16 protein-coding genes are annotated in these 17,920 nt (G+C 50.6%); 7 read left to right on the top strand and 9 right to left on the bottom strand.

Features of this window, described 5'->3' with window-relative positions; all coding sequences use genetic code 11:
• Positions 1–24: 24 nt before the first annotated feature.
• Complete coding sequence (locus tag IV45_RS01740; RefSeq protein WP_057740076.1) at positions 25–639, top strand: L,D-transpeptidase; 615 nt, start codon at positions 25–27, stop codon at positions 637–639.
• Positions 640–755: 116 nt separating this feature from the next.
• On the opposite strand, the gene IV45_RS01735 is transcribed toward IV45_RS01740, so the two are convergent.
• The 3 genes from IV45_RS01735 to IV45_RS01725 are packed head-to-tail and all read right to left on the bottom strand — an operon-like array spanning position 756 to position 3,026.
• Entirely contained in the window at positions 756–1,559 is an 804-nt protein-coding gene (locus tag IV45_RS01735; RefSeq protein ID WP_057740074.1) for a transporter substrate-binding domain-containing protein, read from the bottom strand.
• A 16-nt stretch (positions 1,560–1,575) separates the two neighbouring features.
• Positions 1,576–2,322, bottom strand: a complete 747-nt coding sequence (locus tag IV45_RS01730; protein ID WP_057740072.1) for an amino acid ABC transporter ATP-binding protein — start codon at positions 2,320–2,322, stop codon at positions 1,576–1,578.
• Positions 2,319–3,026 (bottom strand): amino acid ABC transporter permease, encoded by a 708-nt coding sequence (locus IV45_RS01725; RefSeq protein WP_057740070.1) that lies wholly within the window; start codon positions 3,024–3,026, stop codon positions 2,319–2,321. The genes IV45_RS01730 and IV45_RS01725 overlap by 4 nt, the downstream gene beginning before the upstream one ends.
• Before the next feature lie 588 nt (positions 3,027–3,614).
• Here IV45_RS01725 and IV45_RS01720 point away from each other — a divergent pair.
• The gene (locus tag IV45_RS01720) at positions 3,615–4,550 is read left to right on the top strand and encodes a magnesium transporter CorA family protein (RefSeq protein ID WP_057740067.1); all 936 of its coding nucleotides are present in this window, start codon (positions 3,615–3,617) and stop codon (positions 4,548–4,550) included.
• 139 nt (positions 4,551–4,689) lie between these two features.
• Positions 4,690–6,087 (top strand): C69 family dipeptidase, encoded by a 1,398-nt coding sequence (locus IV45_RS01715; protein ID WP_057740065.1) that lies wholly within the window; start codon positions 4,690–4,692, stop codon positions 6,085–6,087.
• A 64-nt stretch (positions 6,088–6,151) separates the two neighbouring features.
• Here the strand turns inward: IV45_RS01715 and IV45_RS01710 are convergent, their stop codons facing one another.
• The 4 genes from IV45_RS01710 to IV45_RS01695 form a co-directional block, all read right to left on the bottom strand.
• Entirely contained in the window at positions 6,152–7,480 is a 1,329-nt protein-coding gene (locus IV45_RS01710; protein ID WP_057740064.1) for a replication-associated recombination protein A, read from the bottom strand.
• 25 nt (positions 7,481–7,505) lie between these two features.
• Positions 7,506–7,826, bottom strand: coding sequence for a nucleotide pyrophosphohydrolase (locus IV45_RS01705; protein WP_057740062.1), 321 nt, complete (start codon positions 7,824–7,826; stop codon positions 7,506–7,508).
• 81 nt (positions 7,827–7,907) lie between these two features.
• On the bottom strand, positions 7,908–10,523 hold the full coding sequence (locus tag IV45_RS01700) for an SEC10/PgrA surface exclusion domain-containing protein (RefSeq protein WP_057740060.1): 2,616 nt from the start codon (positions 10,521–10,523) through the stop codon (positions 7,908–7,910).
• A 118-nt stretch (positions 10,524–10,641) separates the two neighbouring features.
• Complete coding sequence (locus IV45_RS01695; RefSeq protein WP_162257106.1) at positions 10,642–13,560, bottom strand: LTA synthase family protein; 2,919 nt, start codon at positions 13,558–13,560, stop codon at positions 10,642–10,644.
• A gap of 204 nt (positions 13,561–13,764) precedes the next feature.
• Between IV45_RS01695 and IV45_RS01690 the strand changes: the two genes are divergently transcribed.
• The 4 genes from IV45_RS01690 (at position 13,765) to IV45_RS01675 (ending at position 16,521) form a co-directional block, all read left to right on the top strand.
• Positions 13,765–14,148, top strand: a complete 384-nt coding sequence (locus IV45_RS01690) for a GntR family transcriptional regulator (RefSeq protein WP_057740056.1) — start codon at positions 13,765–13,767, stop codon at positions 14,146–14,148.
• Positions 14,129–15,001, top strand: coding sequence for an ATP-binding cassette domain-containing protein (locus IV45_RS01685; RefSeq protein ID WP_057740054.1), 873 nt, complete (start codon positions 14,129–14,131; stop codon positions 14,999–15,001). Before IV45_RS01690 ends, IV45_RS01685 begins: the two co-directional genes overlap by 20 nt.
• Positions 14,994–15,674, top strand: coding sequence for a hypothetical protein (locus tag IV45_RS01680; RefSeq protein ID WP_057740052.1), 681 nt, complete (start codon positions 14,994–14,996; stop codon positions 15,672–15,674). Before IV45_RS01685 ends, IV45_RS01680 begins: the two co-directional genes overlap by 8 nt.
• A gap of 88 nt (positions 15,675–15,762) precedes the next feature.
• Entirely contained in the window at positions 15,763–16,521 is a 759-nt protein-coding gene (locus IV45_RS01675) for an NADPH-dependent oxidoreductase (RefSeq protein ID WP_057740050.1), read from the top strand.
• Positions 16,522–16,590: 69 nt separating this feature from the next.
• Here the strand turns inward: IV45_RS01675 and IV45_RS01670 are convergent, their stop codons facing one another.
• Positions 16,591–17,553, bottom strand: a complete 963-nt coding sequence (locus IV45_RS01670) for an alpha/beta hydrolase (RefSeq protein WP_057740048.1) — start codon at positions 17,551–17,553, stop codon at positions 16,591–16,593.
• Between the two features lies 1 nt (position 17,554).
• The gene (locus IV45_RS01665) at positions 17,555–17,833 is read right to left on the bottom strand and encodes an LbetaH domain-containing protein (protein ID WP_057740046.1); all 279 of its coding nucleotides are present in this window, start codon (positions 17,831–17,833) and stop codon (positions 17,555–17,557) included.
• Between the last annotated feature and the right edge of the window lie 87 nt (positions 17,834–17,920).

Here is a 17,920-nt window from a genome sequence, read left to right as displayed (position 1 = left end):
CGAGTTCATAAAGGGGATTAAATCGTGAAATTGAATCGCAAAAACGTTATTTGTTGCCTATCAACCGCGGCAATGGTGGCTGGTTTGGGATTGGCCCCAGTAATCAACCATGGTGTCACTAATAGTATGGTGACGGTCGCTCAGGCCAGCTCCGCCATGCGGAAACCGATTAACTACAAAAAACCTTCCGAAACGAAACCTTACCCGGACTTAAAGCAGGTCAAGAATTTCTGGATGAAGGTCAACATCAGCAAGAACCGAGTTTACTTATATGACGGCAATCATGTGATCTACACCATGTATTGTTCTGCTGGCCAGTATCGGACTGACAAAAAGACCGGTAAAAAGAAGAGCATGACGCCAACGGGGACGTTCCACGTGCAGAGTCAACGTGGGAAACACTTCTTTAGTTCTGATGTAAAGGAGGGTGGTAATTACTACACCTCTTGGAATGGCAATGGGGCTTACCTGTTTCACTCAGTGCCGGTTGACGCACACAACCACTACATCAAGAAGGAAGCCGCTAAGCTGGGCAAGTCTACCGCTTCGCACGGCTGCATTCGTTTGACCATTCCTGATGCTAAGTGGATTTACGAAAATGTTAAGCCTGGGACCAAAGTGGTCGTCGTTGACAAATAAATCATTACTAAACGAAAACAAGCGTCCGCCAGATATGTTGGCGGGCGCTTTTGGGTATAAAAAACCGCAGCCAGTGAAGAAACTAGCTGCGGTTTATTCGTATTAGTTAATCGTGATTACTTAACTGAAACATCCTTGCCGAAGTACTTTTTGGAGAGCTTGGTAATGGTCCCGTCCTGACGTAATTCGTCCAGTGCCTTGTTGAAGGCCTTGCGAGTAGCCTTGTCCTTCTTGGAGAAGGCGGCCCCGACTTCATCAGCCGCCTGGTCAGTTGGGATGGTCGTAGCCTTTAAGCCCTTGGTCTGGTGGTCAGCCGTGTAGGCCTTCCAAGCACCTTCGTCATCGATAGTGGCTTCACCACGACCTTGCTTCAACAGACTCAGGGTCGTCCCAAAGTTACCATCGTCTTGAACCAGCTTGCCGCCGAACTTCTTAATGATCATAGCGTAGTTAGAACCAACTGGGCCGATGATCTTGTGGCCCTTGATGTCATCCAGGCTGTTCAGCTTACCATTCTTCTTTTGAATCAGGACGAATGGCACCTTCAGGTAAATGCTGGAGAAGGCGTAGTGCTTGCGCCGCTTAGCTGTAACGGTAATCCCATCCATGATGACGTCGAACTTATCGGAGTTGACCCCGGCTAACAGTGAGTCCCACTTGGTCGGCACGATCTTGGCCTTTAAGCCCATCTTCTTGGCCACGGCCTTGCCTAAGTCGACTTCAAAACCAGTCAGCTTGCTGTTCTTACGGAATGAATAAGGGCTAAAAGTACCTTCCGTCCCGATGGTTAACTGACCCTTGTGCACCAGTTCAGAGTTGACTGATGAGGAGGCCGCATGGGCGGTGGCAGCAGGAACAACAGTGGCGCCAGCCATCAGCAGGGCGGCAGCCGCAATCGATAACTTCTTCAAAAACTTCATATTCGACACCTCGTAATTATAAGTTCTTCATTGTCATTGATGCGATAAACTTGCGAATCCGTTCATTCGGGTTATCCGGGGAGAAGAACTCTTTAGGATCACCGTCATAAAGGATCTGACCATGCTCAACGAAGATAATCTTGTTGGCTACTCGTTGCGCAAAGATCATGTTGTGAGTTACGACAACCATTGACTGTTTTTCATGAGCTAACTGGAGCAGAACCCGCAATACTTCCTGTTCCAGTTCCGGGTCCAAAGCGGACGTCGGTTCATCGAGCAGGATGTATTTCGGATGCATGGCCAGTGCCCGGGCGATGGCCACCCGTTGCGCCTGTCCACCAGACAACTGGTTCGGATAGTGTTTCTCGTAACCACTCAGGCCCACCTTGTTGAGAAGGTCCTTGGCCGTTGCAATGGCCTGTTCACGCGGCTGTTTCAGCACTTGGGTTGGGCCCTCAATGACGTTGCCCAACACGGTGTGGTTAGGGAAAAGGTTATAGTCTTGGAAGACCATCCCCGTTGACCGGCGAACGGCCAGCTTCTGTTTATTAGTAATTTTTTGTGAAAAGTCCAGATGAAAATCGTCGAAGTCATAATGTCCACTGTCAGGCATTCCCAGCAGGTTCAATGACCGCAAGATGGTTGACTTCCCGGAACCCGATGGACCAACCATGACCGTTGTCTTGTGTTCCGGAAAGTCCAGGCTGATATCCTGCAAGACATGGTTATCGCCGAAACTCTTATTGATATTGGTTAACTTCATGAGTTCACCTTCTTTGCGTTTACTTCGTGGTTAAAGTAGTGTTCCAGCCAACCTTGCAGGTAAGACAGGACACTCGTGAACAACGCGTAGATGACAGCGACCAGCGAGTACATCAGCAGTGGCTGGTAGTTTTCGGCCGCAATTTGCTGGCTGACTTCGAACATTTCCATGATGGTAATGGAAGCGGCCAACGAGGTGTCCTTCACCAGACTGATGAAGGAGTTTGACAGCGGTGGCAGGGCGATCCGAAATGCTTGTGGCAAGATCACCCGCCAGATTGTCTGCAGGCGTGTCATCCCAATCGCACTGGCAGCTTCCCATTGACCAACCGGGACCGCCGAAATGGACGCCCGGATGGTTTCGGAAGCATAGGCACCGGTGTTCAAGGAGAAGGTGATGATCCCGGCGGTAAAGGGATGCATCCGCACACCATGTGGCAAGATTCCTTTAATTTTCAGGTATGGCAGTCCGAAGAAGACGATGAATAACTGAACCAGTAATGGCGTTGACCGGAACAGCCAAACATAGAAACGGACGATTGCTTTAAGGATCAAGAAGGCGCCACTTTTTTGTGACAGCCGCGTTAAAGCACTTAGCAATGCTAATACCAACCCGATCGCAAACGAAATGATTGCTAACGGAATTGTGTACTTAAAACCCGCAGATAGTAACTGCGGTATTGATTCGCGTACAATTTCCCACATTGATTAACAACCCCCATCACAAAGATACGTCACACATTAATAGGAACCTCCTACCACAATGGAGTGATTTGAATTAGGAGTTTTCCCTTCCAGACCCGTTCTCATCATTTAGGGCTCGCTGTACTGAAACAGAAATTAAAAGATTCTCATCAATTTTTAACGAAAAAGATTATAACATACGTTAAACGCCGTCTTACTAAAAGTCAATAACCAAATTGTTTCTTGGGGGTGAATCCATAACGGACAATATTAAAAAATTGAGAGAGAAAATTAAGGAATTGATTATTAGTTCGTTTTAATGGCGGGCGAAAACGACCGTAATCGATGGTAAGGTAAAAAGATTAGTTCCTTTGGACAATCAGCCGGCAAATTTCCGCTAAAATGTGTAATATTTTGTACGCTAATAAACAATAGGGTGGTCATTTGCTGATGACATTCACAAATTATCAACAGAACACGTGAACATTTTATAAAAATTCCTAAAGTTAATCTGCAATTGTGCCCAAAACGGGCAGGAAAAAGGAGGCGGAAAGCGTAAAACGGTATAATAAAAAGTATCAGTATGTGTAAGTAAAGGAAGTGAAAATCATGCTTAAAACCTACCGATTAAGGGACCGTCAACTGATCGAAACCAATGGCGGCACCCGGGGAGCCAACCTGATCTTAATGAGCAACCCGACCACCCAAGAGCGGGAACATGTTTGTGCTCAGCTGAACTTGGAGCCCATTACGTTTGACTATGCCAACTCGGCGGAGGAGGTTTCACGTTTTCACCGCCTTTACAGCGATCGGATGCCGGACGCCTACTTGCTGGTTGTCTATGACTTCATCGCCACCCGTAAGACCATTGAGGACCAGTTGTCGCCGGCAATTATGATTTTTAACCAACACCAGCTGCTGGTCTGCACCGCCGATTGGTCTTCGGCGCGGGAGGTCATCTCCCATCACTTAGATGAAAGCGACCAGCCGTTGCAGTTGGTCAACCATTTAGTCAACTACTGGCAAGACCACTTGATGGACGGGCTGCGGGCCTACAAGCCGGAGATTGACCGTCTGGATCAAGCGGCCAACGCCACGATCGAAAATCAGGAACTGCGTGAGCTTACCGATTTAACCCGCCAACTGGTTTTCTTTGAGCACACGATGGATGATCAGTCCAGTGCGTTGATGGCCTTTACCAATTCTTTGCAGGCCAACCGCTTGGACAGTACGGAAGTCCAAACCATGCAGACCAAACAGCGCCGGTTGAATAAGATGATCCATATCTGCCGGGACCTCTTGGAATCCATCAGCGGCCTGTTCCTTGGGATGATGGACAACAACCTGAACCACTTGATGAAGTTCCTGGATTCAGCCGGGTTGATTATTGCCATTGGCGCATTGGTCACCGGTCTCATGGGAATGAACGTGGGCGGTATTCCTTGGAAGAATGACGTTTATGGTTTTTGGATCATATTTGCGGTCATCATTTTGGCCCTCCTGGTGGCCATCCACTACTTGAAGAACAAGGACTACAGTAAGTAAGGGCCAGCTAATTGGACATGGATCCCGGTTGGCACTGGATTAGGACAGTTAATTCTAGACAGTCCTTGCTGAAACCGTTTGATTAAACTACAATGAAAGCAATTACAGGATTGAATATTTACCCAAGGAGGGTGATTACATGCCATGTACGACTGTATTAGCTGGTAAGAAAGCAACTGCTGATGGGACCACGTTGGTAGCGCGGAACGAAGACTTCTTCCACGCCTTCAACCCAAAGCGTTTCATCGTGGTTAAACCAGAAGACCAGCCAAGTCAATATAAATCAATTAATTCAAAGTGCGAAGTTGAGCTGCCAGGCAATCCGCTGCGTTACACCGCGGTTCCTGAAATCCCGGCTAAGGCCAAGGAAATGGGGATCTGGGGTGAAGCCGGCATCAACGCTGACAACGTAACGATGTCTGCTACCGAAACCAGCACGACCAACTCACGGATCTTAGGCATCGACCCACTGGTTAAGTCCGGGATCGGTGAAGAAGACTTTGTCACCATTGTTCTGCCATACATCCACTCCGCTCGCGAAGGGGTTCAGCTGTTAGGCAGCTACCTGGAAAAGTACGGGACCTATGAATCCAATGGTGTGGCCTTCTCCGACAAGGACGAGGTTTGGTACATGGAAACCATTGGTGGTCACCACTGGGCCGCACAACGGGTTCCTGACGACTGCTATGTGGTTGCCCCGAACTGGTTCAGCATCACCGACTTCGACTTTGCCAGCGACGACACGATGGCCTCAGCCGATCTGGAACAAATGATCACTGAACACCACCTGCAGATCGATGGCGAAGGCGGCTATAACCTGCGTCACATCTTCGGCAGCCACAACGATTCTGACTACTGCTACAACATTCCGCGGCAATGGTACATTCAGAGACTCTTCAACCCAAGCGATGAAGAATCACCGGACAACCCGAACCTGCCATTTGCACGTAAGCCAGAGCACCTGTTGACTATCGAGGACGTTAAGTATGCTTTGAGTTCTCGTTATCAACACACGCCATACGACCCTTATAACCCACAAGGCACGGACGCTCAACGTCACGCCTTCCGGCCAATTGGTCTGCAGCGGAACTCTGAAGTCCACATTCTGCAGATTCGCAACGATGTGCCAAAGGAAATGGCCGGTATCTGCTGGTTGGCATTTGGTCCAAACGCCTTTAACGGCATTGCACCGTTCTACACAAACGTTCTGGACACCCCAGCCGTTTACAGGGACACGACCTTGCACTTCAACATCAAGTACATTTACTGGGTAACCCATGCAATTGCAACGATTGCCGATGAACACCCACAACGTTATCAGTCCACTCTGGAGACGTTGAAGCGGGAAACGATTGCTAAGGGTCGCCACGTTCTGTTGACCACTGACCCAGCCGCTGCCAAGCTGACTGGCGAAGGCTTGCAGAAGAAGCTGCAGGAAGCCAACGAAGAGACGGCGCAAGCAGCTTACCAAGAAGCCATGAAGTGCTTAGGCAGCTTAGTTGAAACTGGTTCACTGCAGATTCGGCTGAACTTCTAATCACTAAATGTAAGCAAAAAGCGGATGTGATCATTCATCACATCCGCTTTTTAGTGTCTAAAAGTTAATTTTCCGGGTGTTTACGGTGCCATTCTTTGATCTGGGCCAGCCGGTTGGCAAAACGAGTTTCCATGCCCTGGTCGGTCGGCTGATAGAACTGTTTACCGACGAGTTCTGGTGGCATCGTCTGCATGGTGGTCAACTTATCCTTGGTGTCATGGGCGTACTGATAATGTTGACCATAGTGCAGGTCCTTCATCAGCTTGGTTGGTGCGTTCCTGATTTGCAGAGGTACCGGTAAATTGCCGGTCTTCTTGATTGCCCGATGAGCCTCCTGCCGGGCAACATACGCAGCGTTGGACTTGGGCGCCAGTGCCAGGTAGATGACACATTCTGTCAGGTGCACGTCACACTCCGGCATGCCCAAAAACTGGCAGGCCTGGAAGGTGCTGGTGGCGATCAGTAAGGCGTTTGGGTCGGCCAAACCGATATCTTCACTAGCGAAGCGGACGAGCCGCCGCGCAATATAGAGCGGGTCTTCGCCGCCATCCAGCATGCGCGAGCACCAGTAGACGGCCGCATCCACGTCACTGTTACGCATCGACTTGTGGAGGGCCGAGATGACATTGTAGTGCTCTTCGCCGTGGGAATCGTAACGCAGAGACTTGGTATTGATGAGCTGACTTAAGTCGTCGGCGGTAATGGTTACTTCACGATCATGGCGCTGCCCATTGAGGACGGCCATTTCCAATGTATTCAACGCAACCCGGGCGTCACCGTTGGCAAATTCGGCCATCAACTTGATACTAGCGTCATCGCAATGGATGGTCAGCCCAGGAAAACCATTGGGGTGGTGTAAGGCTCGCTGCAGCACCTGTTCAAGATCCTTAACCGTTAAGGATTTCATGACGAAGACTTTGCAGCGGCTGAGGAGGGCGGAATTGATCTCAAACGAGGGATTTTCCGTCGTTGCCCCAATCAGGGTGATGCTGCCGCGTTCAACGAAGGGAAGGAAGGCATCCTGCTGCGCCTTGTTGAAGCGGTGGATTTCGTCGATGAAGCAGATGGTCTTTTCACCATACTGCCGGTTCTTCTCGGCCGTTTCCATGATCTTCTTAATGTCCTTGATGCTGCTGGTCACCGCGGAGAACGTAACGAAGTGGGCCTTTGTATGCTGGGCGATGATTTCGGCCAGAGTGGTCTTGCCCACACCCGGTGGTCCCCACAAAATCAAAGAAGAGATCTGATCGTGCTCAATGAATTCGCGCAGGACCTTGCCTTTGCCCAGCAGCTGATCTTGTCCCACAAACTCATCGATTGTGGTGGGCCGGACCCGGTTGGCTAAGGGACTGGTCTGGGAATTCTCTTGGGCGAAAATGGATTCTTGATGCATAGTCGTCATCCCTTTTTAAACATCCTTATTTTTTCGCCGATTCTTCTTCGGGCCAGTGCCGGTGTTCGTTGATCGCCATCTTCTTTTGAATCTCTTTGTAAGGATCCATCTTGAGCTTGTCGCACATGTAGAAGAGGTAAATCAACGTATCGGCAATCTCTTCCTTCAAGTGGGCCGTTTCTTCAGGAGTCAGCTGCTGCTTTTCGTCCTTCCACTGAAAAATCTCCAAAACTTCGCTGGCTTCCAGGTTGACCGACAATGCCAGGTCTTTTAAGTTGTGGTACTTTTCCCAACCGCGCTCATCGGTGAATTTGCGCAGGATTTGTAAAACGTCTTGGTATTCCATGAATGTCACCTTTCATTAATTTGGGTAAAACAAAGGAGCATGGCTTTAGTATAGTCGTGCTCCTATTTCTATATCAATTAATTAGAGTAACGTGCCTAAGTTGAACCAGTAGTCGGTGTAGTTCTCGTTGGCATCGCTTGTCAATGAATAACGGCTGACCAATGAGTACTGGTGACCCTTAACTGGGGTGAAACCAACAAAGGTCGTGGCAAACCCGGCTTGTCCGGCTGTTCGCGTGTCGTTGAAGGCCCGAGCCACATCGGGACGACTGACGGCACTGACATGTTGACGAGCCACTTCACGATTGGTCGTCTTGTCAAACAAAATCAACGTCCGTTGCGGTTCGTAGATGCTGGCATCGTTGGCGTGCCAACCCGTAACCGTCAAGTCGCCATCGCTGTATTGGCAAAGGTCCAGGTGACCACGGTTGATCTTGTTAACTGGGTTGAACCAGTAGTCGGCGGCATTGCCGTTGCCCGCCGGATCGTCTGTCCACCGGCTGAGGTAGGTGATGTCATCGTTGGCCATTGCTGTACTCAAATTAAAGCTGACCTTAAAGCCACTGTCGTCAGCGTTGAAGACCTGCTGGTAGGCGCGTTGCACGTCATCACGCTGCTGAGGTTGATCAACGAGGACCCGACCTAATTCACGGTTGCGGGTCTTATCGAATGCGATGATGTAGTGATATGGCCGGCCGAGTGCTTGGTTAGTTGCATTCCAGCCGCTTACGTAGACTTTGCCATTCTTGGAACTGACGCTGTCCAAGTAGGCGTAGTTGCCCATGTCATTGACCACTTTGCGCGGACTGAACCAGTAATCGACGTAATCGCTGTTGGCATCCGGATTGCTACTCCACCGGCTGACGATCTGCAGGTTATCGTTGGCCATTGCCGGCGTTAAGGAGAAGTCCAAGTTGAAGCCGGAATTCAAAGCGTTAGCCACTGTTGGGTAAGCATTGGCAACGTCTGGGCGTTGGTTTGCGGATGAGTCGACCGTCTGCCGGGCGATTTCGCGGCCCTGACTGGCATCAAATAAGATGATGACGTGGTATGGCCGACCGGCTGCTTGGTTGCTAGCGTGCCAACCAGCAACGTGCAGGTGGCCTCCCTGAATGCCCATGTAATCGAGGTTGGCAAAATTGCCTTGGTCAAAGTGGATTGGTTGGAACCAGTAGTCGGTAGTGGCCCCTTCACCCGTTGCACTGTCGTTGGAATAACGGGCAACCACGGAAAGAGAGTGACCTAATGACGTTACCGGAATGGCAATGCCTTGGTTGAAGCCCGCGTTCTGGCTGTTGTAGATGTAAGGATAAGCCTTGAAAACATCTGGCCGGGCAACTGGGCTAGCCACTCTTTGCCGCCCAACTTCACGGCCCAAAGTGTTGTCGTAAACAATCAGGTAAGGTGTGCTTTGGTAACGGCTCAGATCGGCGGCGTGCCAACCGCTGACCTTCAAGATGGCGTAATTACTGTTTGTTGATGGTAAGAGACGGTAACTGTCCAAATTGGCCTTGTTTTCCAATGCGATCGGCGTATTTGGATTCAGGTAGTTGTCGTTGACGTCGTAAGTATAGTTGTATTCCTGGTTGAACTTGGTGGTGGAGTCCGTTACCAGGTTATATGCGTTTTGATTGGCGTCAGTCAGAACATATTTCCAAATGCCATCCGTTTCGGGTTCACCGTTGTAGTGGAGGTTACCCAGTCCATCTGGAGCCACACCCAGATAGGAAGAGGTGACATCGGACTGCCGGGCACCAACCAGGTCAGTGGTGTGACCCCAAGCTGAATCGGCATCATAGAAGAGCATGTCGACGATGGAGTCATAGGCGGCGTTCTTCAAGTGGTCCATCGTGTTGCCAGACGGTGCGGCGTTGGTGTAACCGCCACTGATGGATTCACTCACCATGACGCCGTAATCATTACCAATGGCCTGCAGGCGATCCATGTCGTGGGCCCGCCGAATCAACAGGCTCCAGTTGTCCTTCACATAGCCCTTGGCGACTTCATTGGCAATGTCGATGGAACCTTGGTTGATCTTGTAAACTGGGTTGCCTAAGGCTTCACGGATCGGGTTCAAAAGACGGCAGACATACTGAGTCAAAATCAGGATTTGCCGCTTGTCGATGCTGCCATCGGCGTTGTAGTAAACCATGTAATTGTCGTTGGGGTTGTGGATGTACTTGCCCGCGTTTAATGCTTCCCCTTCTTGACCGAGTTGGGTTAAACGAGCACTCAGATCGGCATCGTAAATGTCGCCCCAGCCGTGAACGGGTCTTAAGGCGTCCACCCAGCCGGCCGGCAGCTGGATCACATTTTGATAAGGATCCTGTGCATCAGCGAGGGTAGCTGCATACACGTGTGCAGAGGTCGCAACGGCAGGAGTGCTTACAGAATGACGAGCACTTGCGCTTGCTGAGGAAACATTACTAGTAGCGGATTGACTAGCTGTGCTTGCTGACGATGCTTCTGGGGCCGCATGGGTTGGCGTCGTGACAATGGTACGTTCCTGAGAGTTGGCCGGGCTGGCAGCCGCACTGGCTGGGCTTACCGCCGCTGATTGGGGTGCCACGCTATTGGCTGCTTCATTTACTGCCGCATGTGTGACAGGGTTAGCCATCATAATGGTGGTTGCAAAGGCAAAGAGGGTCATTGCTAACCATAATTTACCTGCTTTATAAAGCTTTTTATGTTCCTTCATCAATAAAACTCCTTCAAAAGTTAACTAGCACTATTCTATCACGTTCCAGTAAACAAAAAGGTTCCCGATTTAATCGCTAAGCGACATTTATCGAGAACCCTTTTTTCATGATTGACTTTTATTGCGGAACGCGGGTTAAAAAGGCTGCCTTTTGCAGGTAATGATGGCCGGCAGTCAAGTCGTATTGAACCAGTTGGTAATCATGGAGCAGGTGTTTTTGGGCCTTCGTTAACTTGGTCTGCTTGCCTTCCGCGTTGACAAAGGCAATCCCACCGCGGTGGGCGGCATTGTTGCGCGCCGTTCCATTGATGGGGGTCGACATCGCCGGCATTTCTTGGGCTTCCTGGGTCAACAGGGCCAGGTAAGGGGAAACCTTGACGTTCATGATATTGAATGCCAGGGCAGGAAATTCGTTCGGACTGACGACCTTGTGGGGCATCTGCTCAGCACCACTGTCGGCCTTTTTCGCCGCTGGGTTCTGGTAGATGAAGTAGTTGGTCTCATGCATTTTGACGCCATTTTGGCCCATGGATAGGCCGCTGTAGATGCCGGGCAGGTGGTCGCCGTACCAGACGACGGTGACGGGTTCCTTCATTTGATCCAACTTGGCAATCCAACTCTTCAACGCCGTATCAGTGTAGTGCAGACCTTCCGCGTAGGCCGCGATGGTGTTGGCTTCTTCGGGGCTCTTGATCCAAGGAGCATTCACATGATACTTGACCTGCTTGTAATAGGCGGGTTGGTAGGGCATGTGGTTCTGCATGGTTGAGAGCTGGATAAAGCGACCATGGCAGCCCTTTAAGTGGAGGGTCGTCTCTTTGTAGGCCGAGTCATCGCTGATACGGGGGCTCTGGTCGATGTGCCGCTTATAGGTCAGCCGGCTGCCGCCATCCAGATGGTAGAAGCGCTGGAAGCCGAACTTGCGGAAAACCGTTTTGCGGTCGTAAAGGTTGGCCGAGAACGGATGCACCGCCACCGAAGAGTTGAAGAGCTGGTTGATGGCAAACGGATGCTGCTGGTAAGGGACCAGCTGTGAATACGGTGTGGGCATGGTGGGCGAGAAGTTGGCCATGGAAAAGCCAGTCAATGATTGGTATTCCATATTGGCGGTCCCACCACCGTAACCTGACGAGAGCATTAGGCCGCTCTGTTCGTGTTGCGCCAGCTGGTCATAGAACTCCATGGGGTTGCCACCAGTCATCTTCAGGTTAGGCAACAGACGCGGGTCGGCATAGCTTTCGCTGAGCACGAAGACCAGGTTCTGGGATGACACATCATTGAAACGCCGGTGCTGGTTGATTTGCTGGGCCACTTGCTGATAGTGGCGCTGAATTCTATGCATGGCGGCAGCAGAATAACCGCTTGGCCTCTTCATCGCCACCACGTCGACATTGTTTGCAAACTGCAGGACGGTTCCGTTCATGCGGGCACCCCGGAGCTGGGAGTAGAAGTAGGGGGTATCGCTGATTGATTGCAGGTAACGGAAGGTGAGTGACTGACTGTGGTTGGCCCAGGCAAAGCCACCTAGATAGATGCAGGCACAGGCCGCCAAGACCACCCGGTACAGTGGCCGTAGCCGGGGCGAGTGGACACGACAGTCAATGAAGATGAAGACCAGCAAGATGGCAACGATCACGGCGAGGGCCAGCCCCATTACCCAGGGGTTGACCATGCCCAGCATTTCCTTCGGGGCCGCCATCGCCGAGAGATCGGACGGCAGGATTGGTTCGTTGCGCGCCTGAATCTTCAAAACAGAAGCCACCAGCCAGGCCAGGTAAAGCACGATGACTATGCCAGAGCTGAGCCACCAGCGGTTCAAAATGGCCATCAAAATCACGACCAGCGCGAAAACGATCCAGACGTTGACGAGGATGATCGGGTCCCGCTTGCTGACCATCCACTGCACCATCGTCCAGCGCTTGTTTCCCCACAACAGGGCAAACGAAAAGGCCGTGATGAGCCATAGGATGAGCCAGGTGGTCAGTACTGGCCAATAGGCAACCACTTGTTTAAAGCGTCTTTGCCAGGCAGTCTTATTAAATGACCACGACCAGTCACGGGCATAACGCTGTATTAATACCGGTAAGAGGGCAACGACGGCGAGGGTGACGATTGCAATCACAATGGCAGCGAGCCAGGACCAGGTCGGCAGGAGGAACTTGTTGATCAAACCGGGTAAAGCCAGCAGGTTGAGCAAGAGAATTAACCGAACCAGGTGCTGCTGGTCAACCTTTGAATGATGGATTTGCTTGAACAACAATGCCGTTGCCAGAACTGTCAGCAGCATGATTGGCTGATAGGGCGGAATGGCATACAAGTAATGCAGGTTTTTGGTGAAATCGTTGTGCGGATCGTACTGAATCACGTTCATCTTGAGCCAGGCAGCCAGCGCGGTCGCCAGCCACAGGATTAGACAAATGAAGGCCCAAGCTTTGGTGGACAGTTGCCACCGGCTGAGATCAAGGTTGGCAATCAGGTCACCAAGCATGAAGAGCAACAAAAACCAAGTTCCACTCGTAGCAGCGTTGAAACCGAACAGGTCGTAATGAAAGATCCAGGTACACAGGCAGTGGAGGGCGACAACGGCAGCCAGCACGCGTCCTCGTTGCTTGGATGACCATCGATGCAGGATCTTTTGCAACTGATCATGGCCGAGCAATAGGAGGGTGCTCATGAACCACGCGATGAAGACGTTTTGAATCACGTACTGTTCGGGTGACTTGAGGATGCCAACCATTTTGACGGTCAAAGGCGGGGTGGCAAAACGCGAACACAGCAGGGACAGTCCACCAATCAGCCAGAGACAGATAACGGTCCACTGACTGTGTCGGAAGGGCTTTTGCCGACTTCCAATCATCAATGGAACCGCTAAGGCCAAGCTGGCAACAACCACTTTGATGAACCACAGGGCCAAGAAGGCGGGACTGCCGATTCTTTGGGTCGTCATTAACTGGCCGGCGCTGGCGATGAAAATAAAGATGGTCAGGCCGACCAAGAGCCAGTGGAATATATTTACGTGCTTACTGATAGTAGACATCATTAACCTGCTTTCTAGAATATCTGTGTCTCATTATAGGAAGGTTGTCGATCAACTGGCAATGACCAAAGCCAGAAGAAGTGTCCCAGTGCGGATGAGATCGACGAAAAAGTCTGAGCAAAGACTTGCGTTTATTTTGGGTTGGTTATATAGTTAGTTACACAAGTAATTAACTAACTAGGCTAAAAGGAGGGGGGTCACCTGATGAATTTTCACTTTGATCAGTCGGGCCCGCTGTATCAACAAATAGCCGATCAACTGGAAGAGATGATCTTTACGGGTATCTACCGGGAAGGCGAGCAGGTACCATCGACGACTCAGCTGTCGCAGGAACTGCACATCAACCCGGCAACGGTATTGAAGGGCATGAACCAGTTGGTGAACCGCCAGCTGTTGGAGAAAAGACGCGGGCTGGGCATGTTTGTTGCTGCAGGTGCTCAGGAGAAAATCATGGAAACACGCAAGGAAGACTTCTATCACGATTACGTGCAAAGCCTGGTGGCCGAAGCACGCAAGCTCAATATCAATGAAGCGCATTTGATGAATCTGATTAAACGGGGGTACCAAAATGGAAGCACTGAAGATTAACGGCGTCAGCAAACGTTTTGGCAGGACGCAGATCCTAGATGATATTTCACTGACCATCCAGCCGCAGACGATTTATGCATTGCTGGGCGAGAATGGGGCCGGTAAATCAACCTTGTTGAACATCATCAACGACCGGAATTTCCCCAGCAAGGGCGAAGTGGTCTTAGGCGATCATGAGGTTCACAACCACTACCCATCACTGCAACGGCTGTACTTGATGAGCGATTCAAATATGTATGGCAAACGCACCAGTGTGAGCGGAATGTTCCAGTTGGCAGATGAGGGCTATGGTCACTTTGATTACGAACTTGCCCACCGGCTGACCAAGGCCTTTGGTGTCAACGAACACGCTCGGTTGTCGAACCTATCCACCGGTTTGACGACGGCCGCCAAAATCACCTGTGCCTTATGTGTCAACGCCGACTTCATTTTTCTGGATGAACCAATGCTGGGGCTGGACGCCAACCACCGCAACCGTTTTTACCGGGAATTGATGAAGACCTACGAACAGCGGCCACGGACCTTCGTCATTTCGTCCCACATCATCAACGAAATTCAAAGCTTGGTTGAACACGTCTTTGTGCTCCATGACCACCATTTGATTGCCGACGAGGATGTTGAAAACTTGCTTAATCGGGCATACACGATTAGCGGGCCTGCAGATGCAGTCGATCAGTACACACAAGCAATGAAAGTCCTGGACCAGCAGACAGTGGGGAAGATCAAGACGGCCTACGTGATCGAGAAGCTGGATGACCAGCAGCCCATTCCCGATGACGTGACTGTTACCCACATGAACCTGCAACAGGCCTACTTAGCACTGACCAACGGGGAGGATGAGATCAATGAATAAGCTCACAGTTATTTACCGGCAATCACTCCGGCGTTTCTTCGTCAGCGTCGGGATCGTTGCTTTAACCTTTGCCATTTTGCAGCTGTTGTCCGTTTTGATGACCGGATTTACGGATGGCTGGCGCTTTGTTCGACTAAACGATATCGTTTCCGGCTGGTTTGCCGGTACCTGGTCAGTTGCCGTTTTGATTTACGGCTTCCTTTACTTGGCCTTTTCCTACAGTGATTTCAAGTTAGGCATGCAGAGCGGCCAAACGCGGCAGCGGATCTGGTTGAGCGAAATCGCCTCATTAGCCACCACGACTCTCTTGATGTGGCTAGTATGGGAGTTGACGGCACATGGTAGTTTCAGCTGGGAATCAGCCTTCTCTGCGTTACTGATGATTGTCTGCATGATGACGATGGTTTTTGCGATCGGAAGCGGCTTTGCCCTGTTGCCGCGGAAGTGGAAAATTGTGGTTGCCATCGCTTTGCCAACCATCTTCGTTTTCCTAATGATTCAACTGGCCCAATTAATGATCAAGTACTTCCAGCCAGGCCACAACACATTGGTCACGTTGGTCAACATTGCCAGCTGGCAGGGTACCTGGATTATCTTTGGCCTCTTGTGGTCCGCAGTGATGATCGGCCTCAGCTATGTCTTCACCATGCACATGCAGCTGCGGCGTGATTAATTCATTAACTTTTAATAAGTAGTTGCTTTTTGCCTAAATTGACCTCATAATGACGGTGGTTTACAAAAAGTAAGTGGAGGGCATAATAATGATTCACAATTCAACAATTGACGCGCAGTTAAATCACCGTTCCATCCGGGCGTTCAAGGACCAGACGTTGACCAAAGAGCAGCTGACAACTTTGTATGACGCCGCTCGGCATACGTCCAGTTCTCGTTTCCTGCAGCAGTTCTCAATTCTGCATTTGACTGATGAAAAGAAGCGGGCGGCCGTTCGTGAAATCAGCGGCCAACCATACGTTGGGGCCAATGGTGACCTCTTCATCTTCATTGCCGACTTGTTCAGAAACCAGCAGCTGCGTCATGATCTGGGTCAAGATGATGGTACTTTGCACACCACCGATGAATTTGCTCAAGCGGTTGAAGACACCGTGCTGGCAGTCCAGAACACGGTCGTTGCTGCCGAAAGCATGGGCCTGGGTGCCGTTATCTTGGGCTCCGTTAAGAACGACCCAGCTAAGTTGATCCAGGCATTAGGGCTGCCCAAGATGACCTTCCCAGTTCTTGGCGTTCAGTTTGGGGTGCCTGACCAAAAGCCGCAGCTGAAGCCACGCCTGCCAATTGCTGACATGGCGTTTGAGAATGATTATCCAAAGGGCTTCAAGGCTGCCGATTTGAAGGACTATGACGACGTGGTTACGACTTACTACGATTTGCGTGATGCCAACCGCCGCATTGACTCCTTCACCAAGCAGGTGTCCGGGGCAAAGCTAGCGGCAACTGATCATCGCCGCGATCAGATGGGCCAGGCCATTCATGACCAAGGACTTGCCCTCGATATGAAGTAAAATTACATAGATATTAGAAAGGACCCCTGCAAGAATCTGCTTGCAGGGGTCCTTATTAATTTGGGAATTTTATGCTGTGAGGTGTTGGTGGAAGAAGTCGCTCAGCTTATCGAACGGAATCTTGTCCACCCGGTCATAGAGATCGATGTGTTCACAATCTTTGACGACATACTTTTCCTTAGGTTCGTTAGCCAATTCGTAGGCGTGTTCGGAAAAACTACGGGAGAGAGCCCGGTCGCCAAAGACGAAGAGGATTGGTCGTGGACTGATTTCGTTGATAAATTGAAGAGCCGAGAACTGCATCATCGATAGGTTAGAAGTTGTTGTGAAGTTTCCTCGGGCGTTGTAGTGGAAGCCCCGCTTGAGTGCGTAGAAGCGGTTCCACTCATTGGTCACTGGATCGGTCTTGGGCAGCGCTTCTTCATTGGGATAAGGCTTGGTCTTGAAACTTGGCTGGTAGTCCGGAATGCCATTGGCAAAGTCTTCCCAACGTTGACGAGACAGCTGATCCTTCATTTTGCGAATTTCATCCGGCCCTAATTTCATGAAGTCACGCGTGACACCGGTAATGTCATACATTGAAGTCGTGGCAATGGCTTTGATCCGGGTGTCAACGGAGGCAGCCGAAAGTGCGAAGCCGCCAGAACCACAGATGCCGATCACGCCAATTTCTTCTCGATTGACGAATGGGACCGCAATGCCAAGGTAATCAACGGCCGCACTAAATGATTCGGCAAAGAGGTCTGGTGACGAAGTGTGGCGTGGCTGGCCAGCGGATTCACCCATGAATACCTGGTCGAACGTCAATACGACAAAGCCACGGCTGACGAGTTCGTTAGCATAAACGCACGGTCCTTGCTCTTTGGTTCCCCCATATGGAGCACCAACAATCAATGCCGGTAGTTCATCACCACGCTTCAGTGACTCCGGATAGTATAAATCGGCCGCAATCTGCATGTTAAAGCGATTATTGAAGTGGACGTGGTCACGGTGCACGCCCTTTTTTAAGTCAACGATGTATCCATAGGCCATTTTAATCATCCTTTCCAATTTTCTTGATCATTCGTGCAGGGCAGCCGGCAACGACAGTGTTGTCCGGCACATCATGAATATCGATCCCACCCATATCGGTAAATGTGGCCCCATTGTTGATAAACACACCCTTGCCAAGGCGGATGTTGCGGCCATAGTCGGTATAAAACGGTAGCCGAATCTCTGTCGTTGGATCAATGGCTTGGCCGGTAATGGCAGCAAGCTGTTGCCGAATTTGGTCGGGAAGGGCTGGTTGCGAGTTTAATTTTTGGACTAGCAACTGATTTTTGGCGATCAGATTCGTAACTTTGGATCAGCTGCAGAATTAACGATTTTTCCCATAATCAGACCCCCAAGTAAATGATTG

The organism is Limosilactobacillus secaliphilus (assembly GCF_001437055.1).
GTDB lineage: Bacteria > Bacillota > Bacilli > Lactobacillales > Lactobacillaceae > Limosilactobacillus > Limosilactobacillus secaliphilus.
Note: the sequence above shows the minus strand (reverse complement) of the source record. Positions and strands in the feature narration are given on the sequence as shown.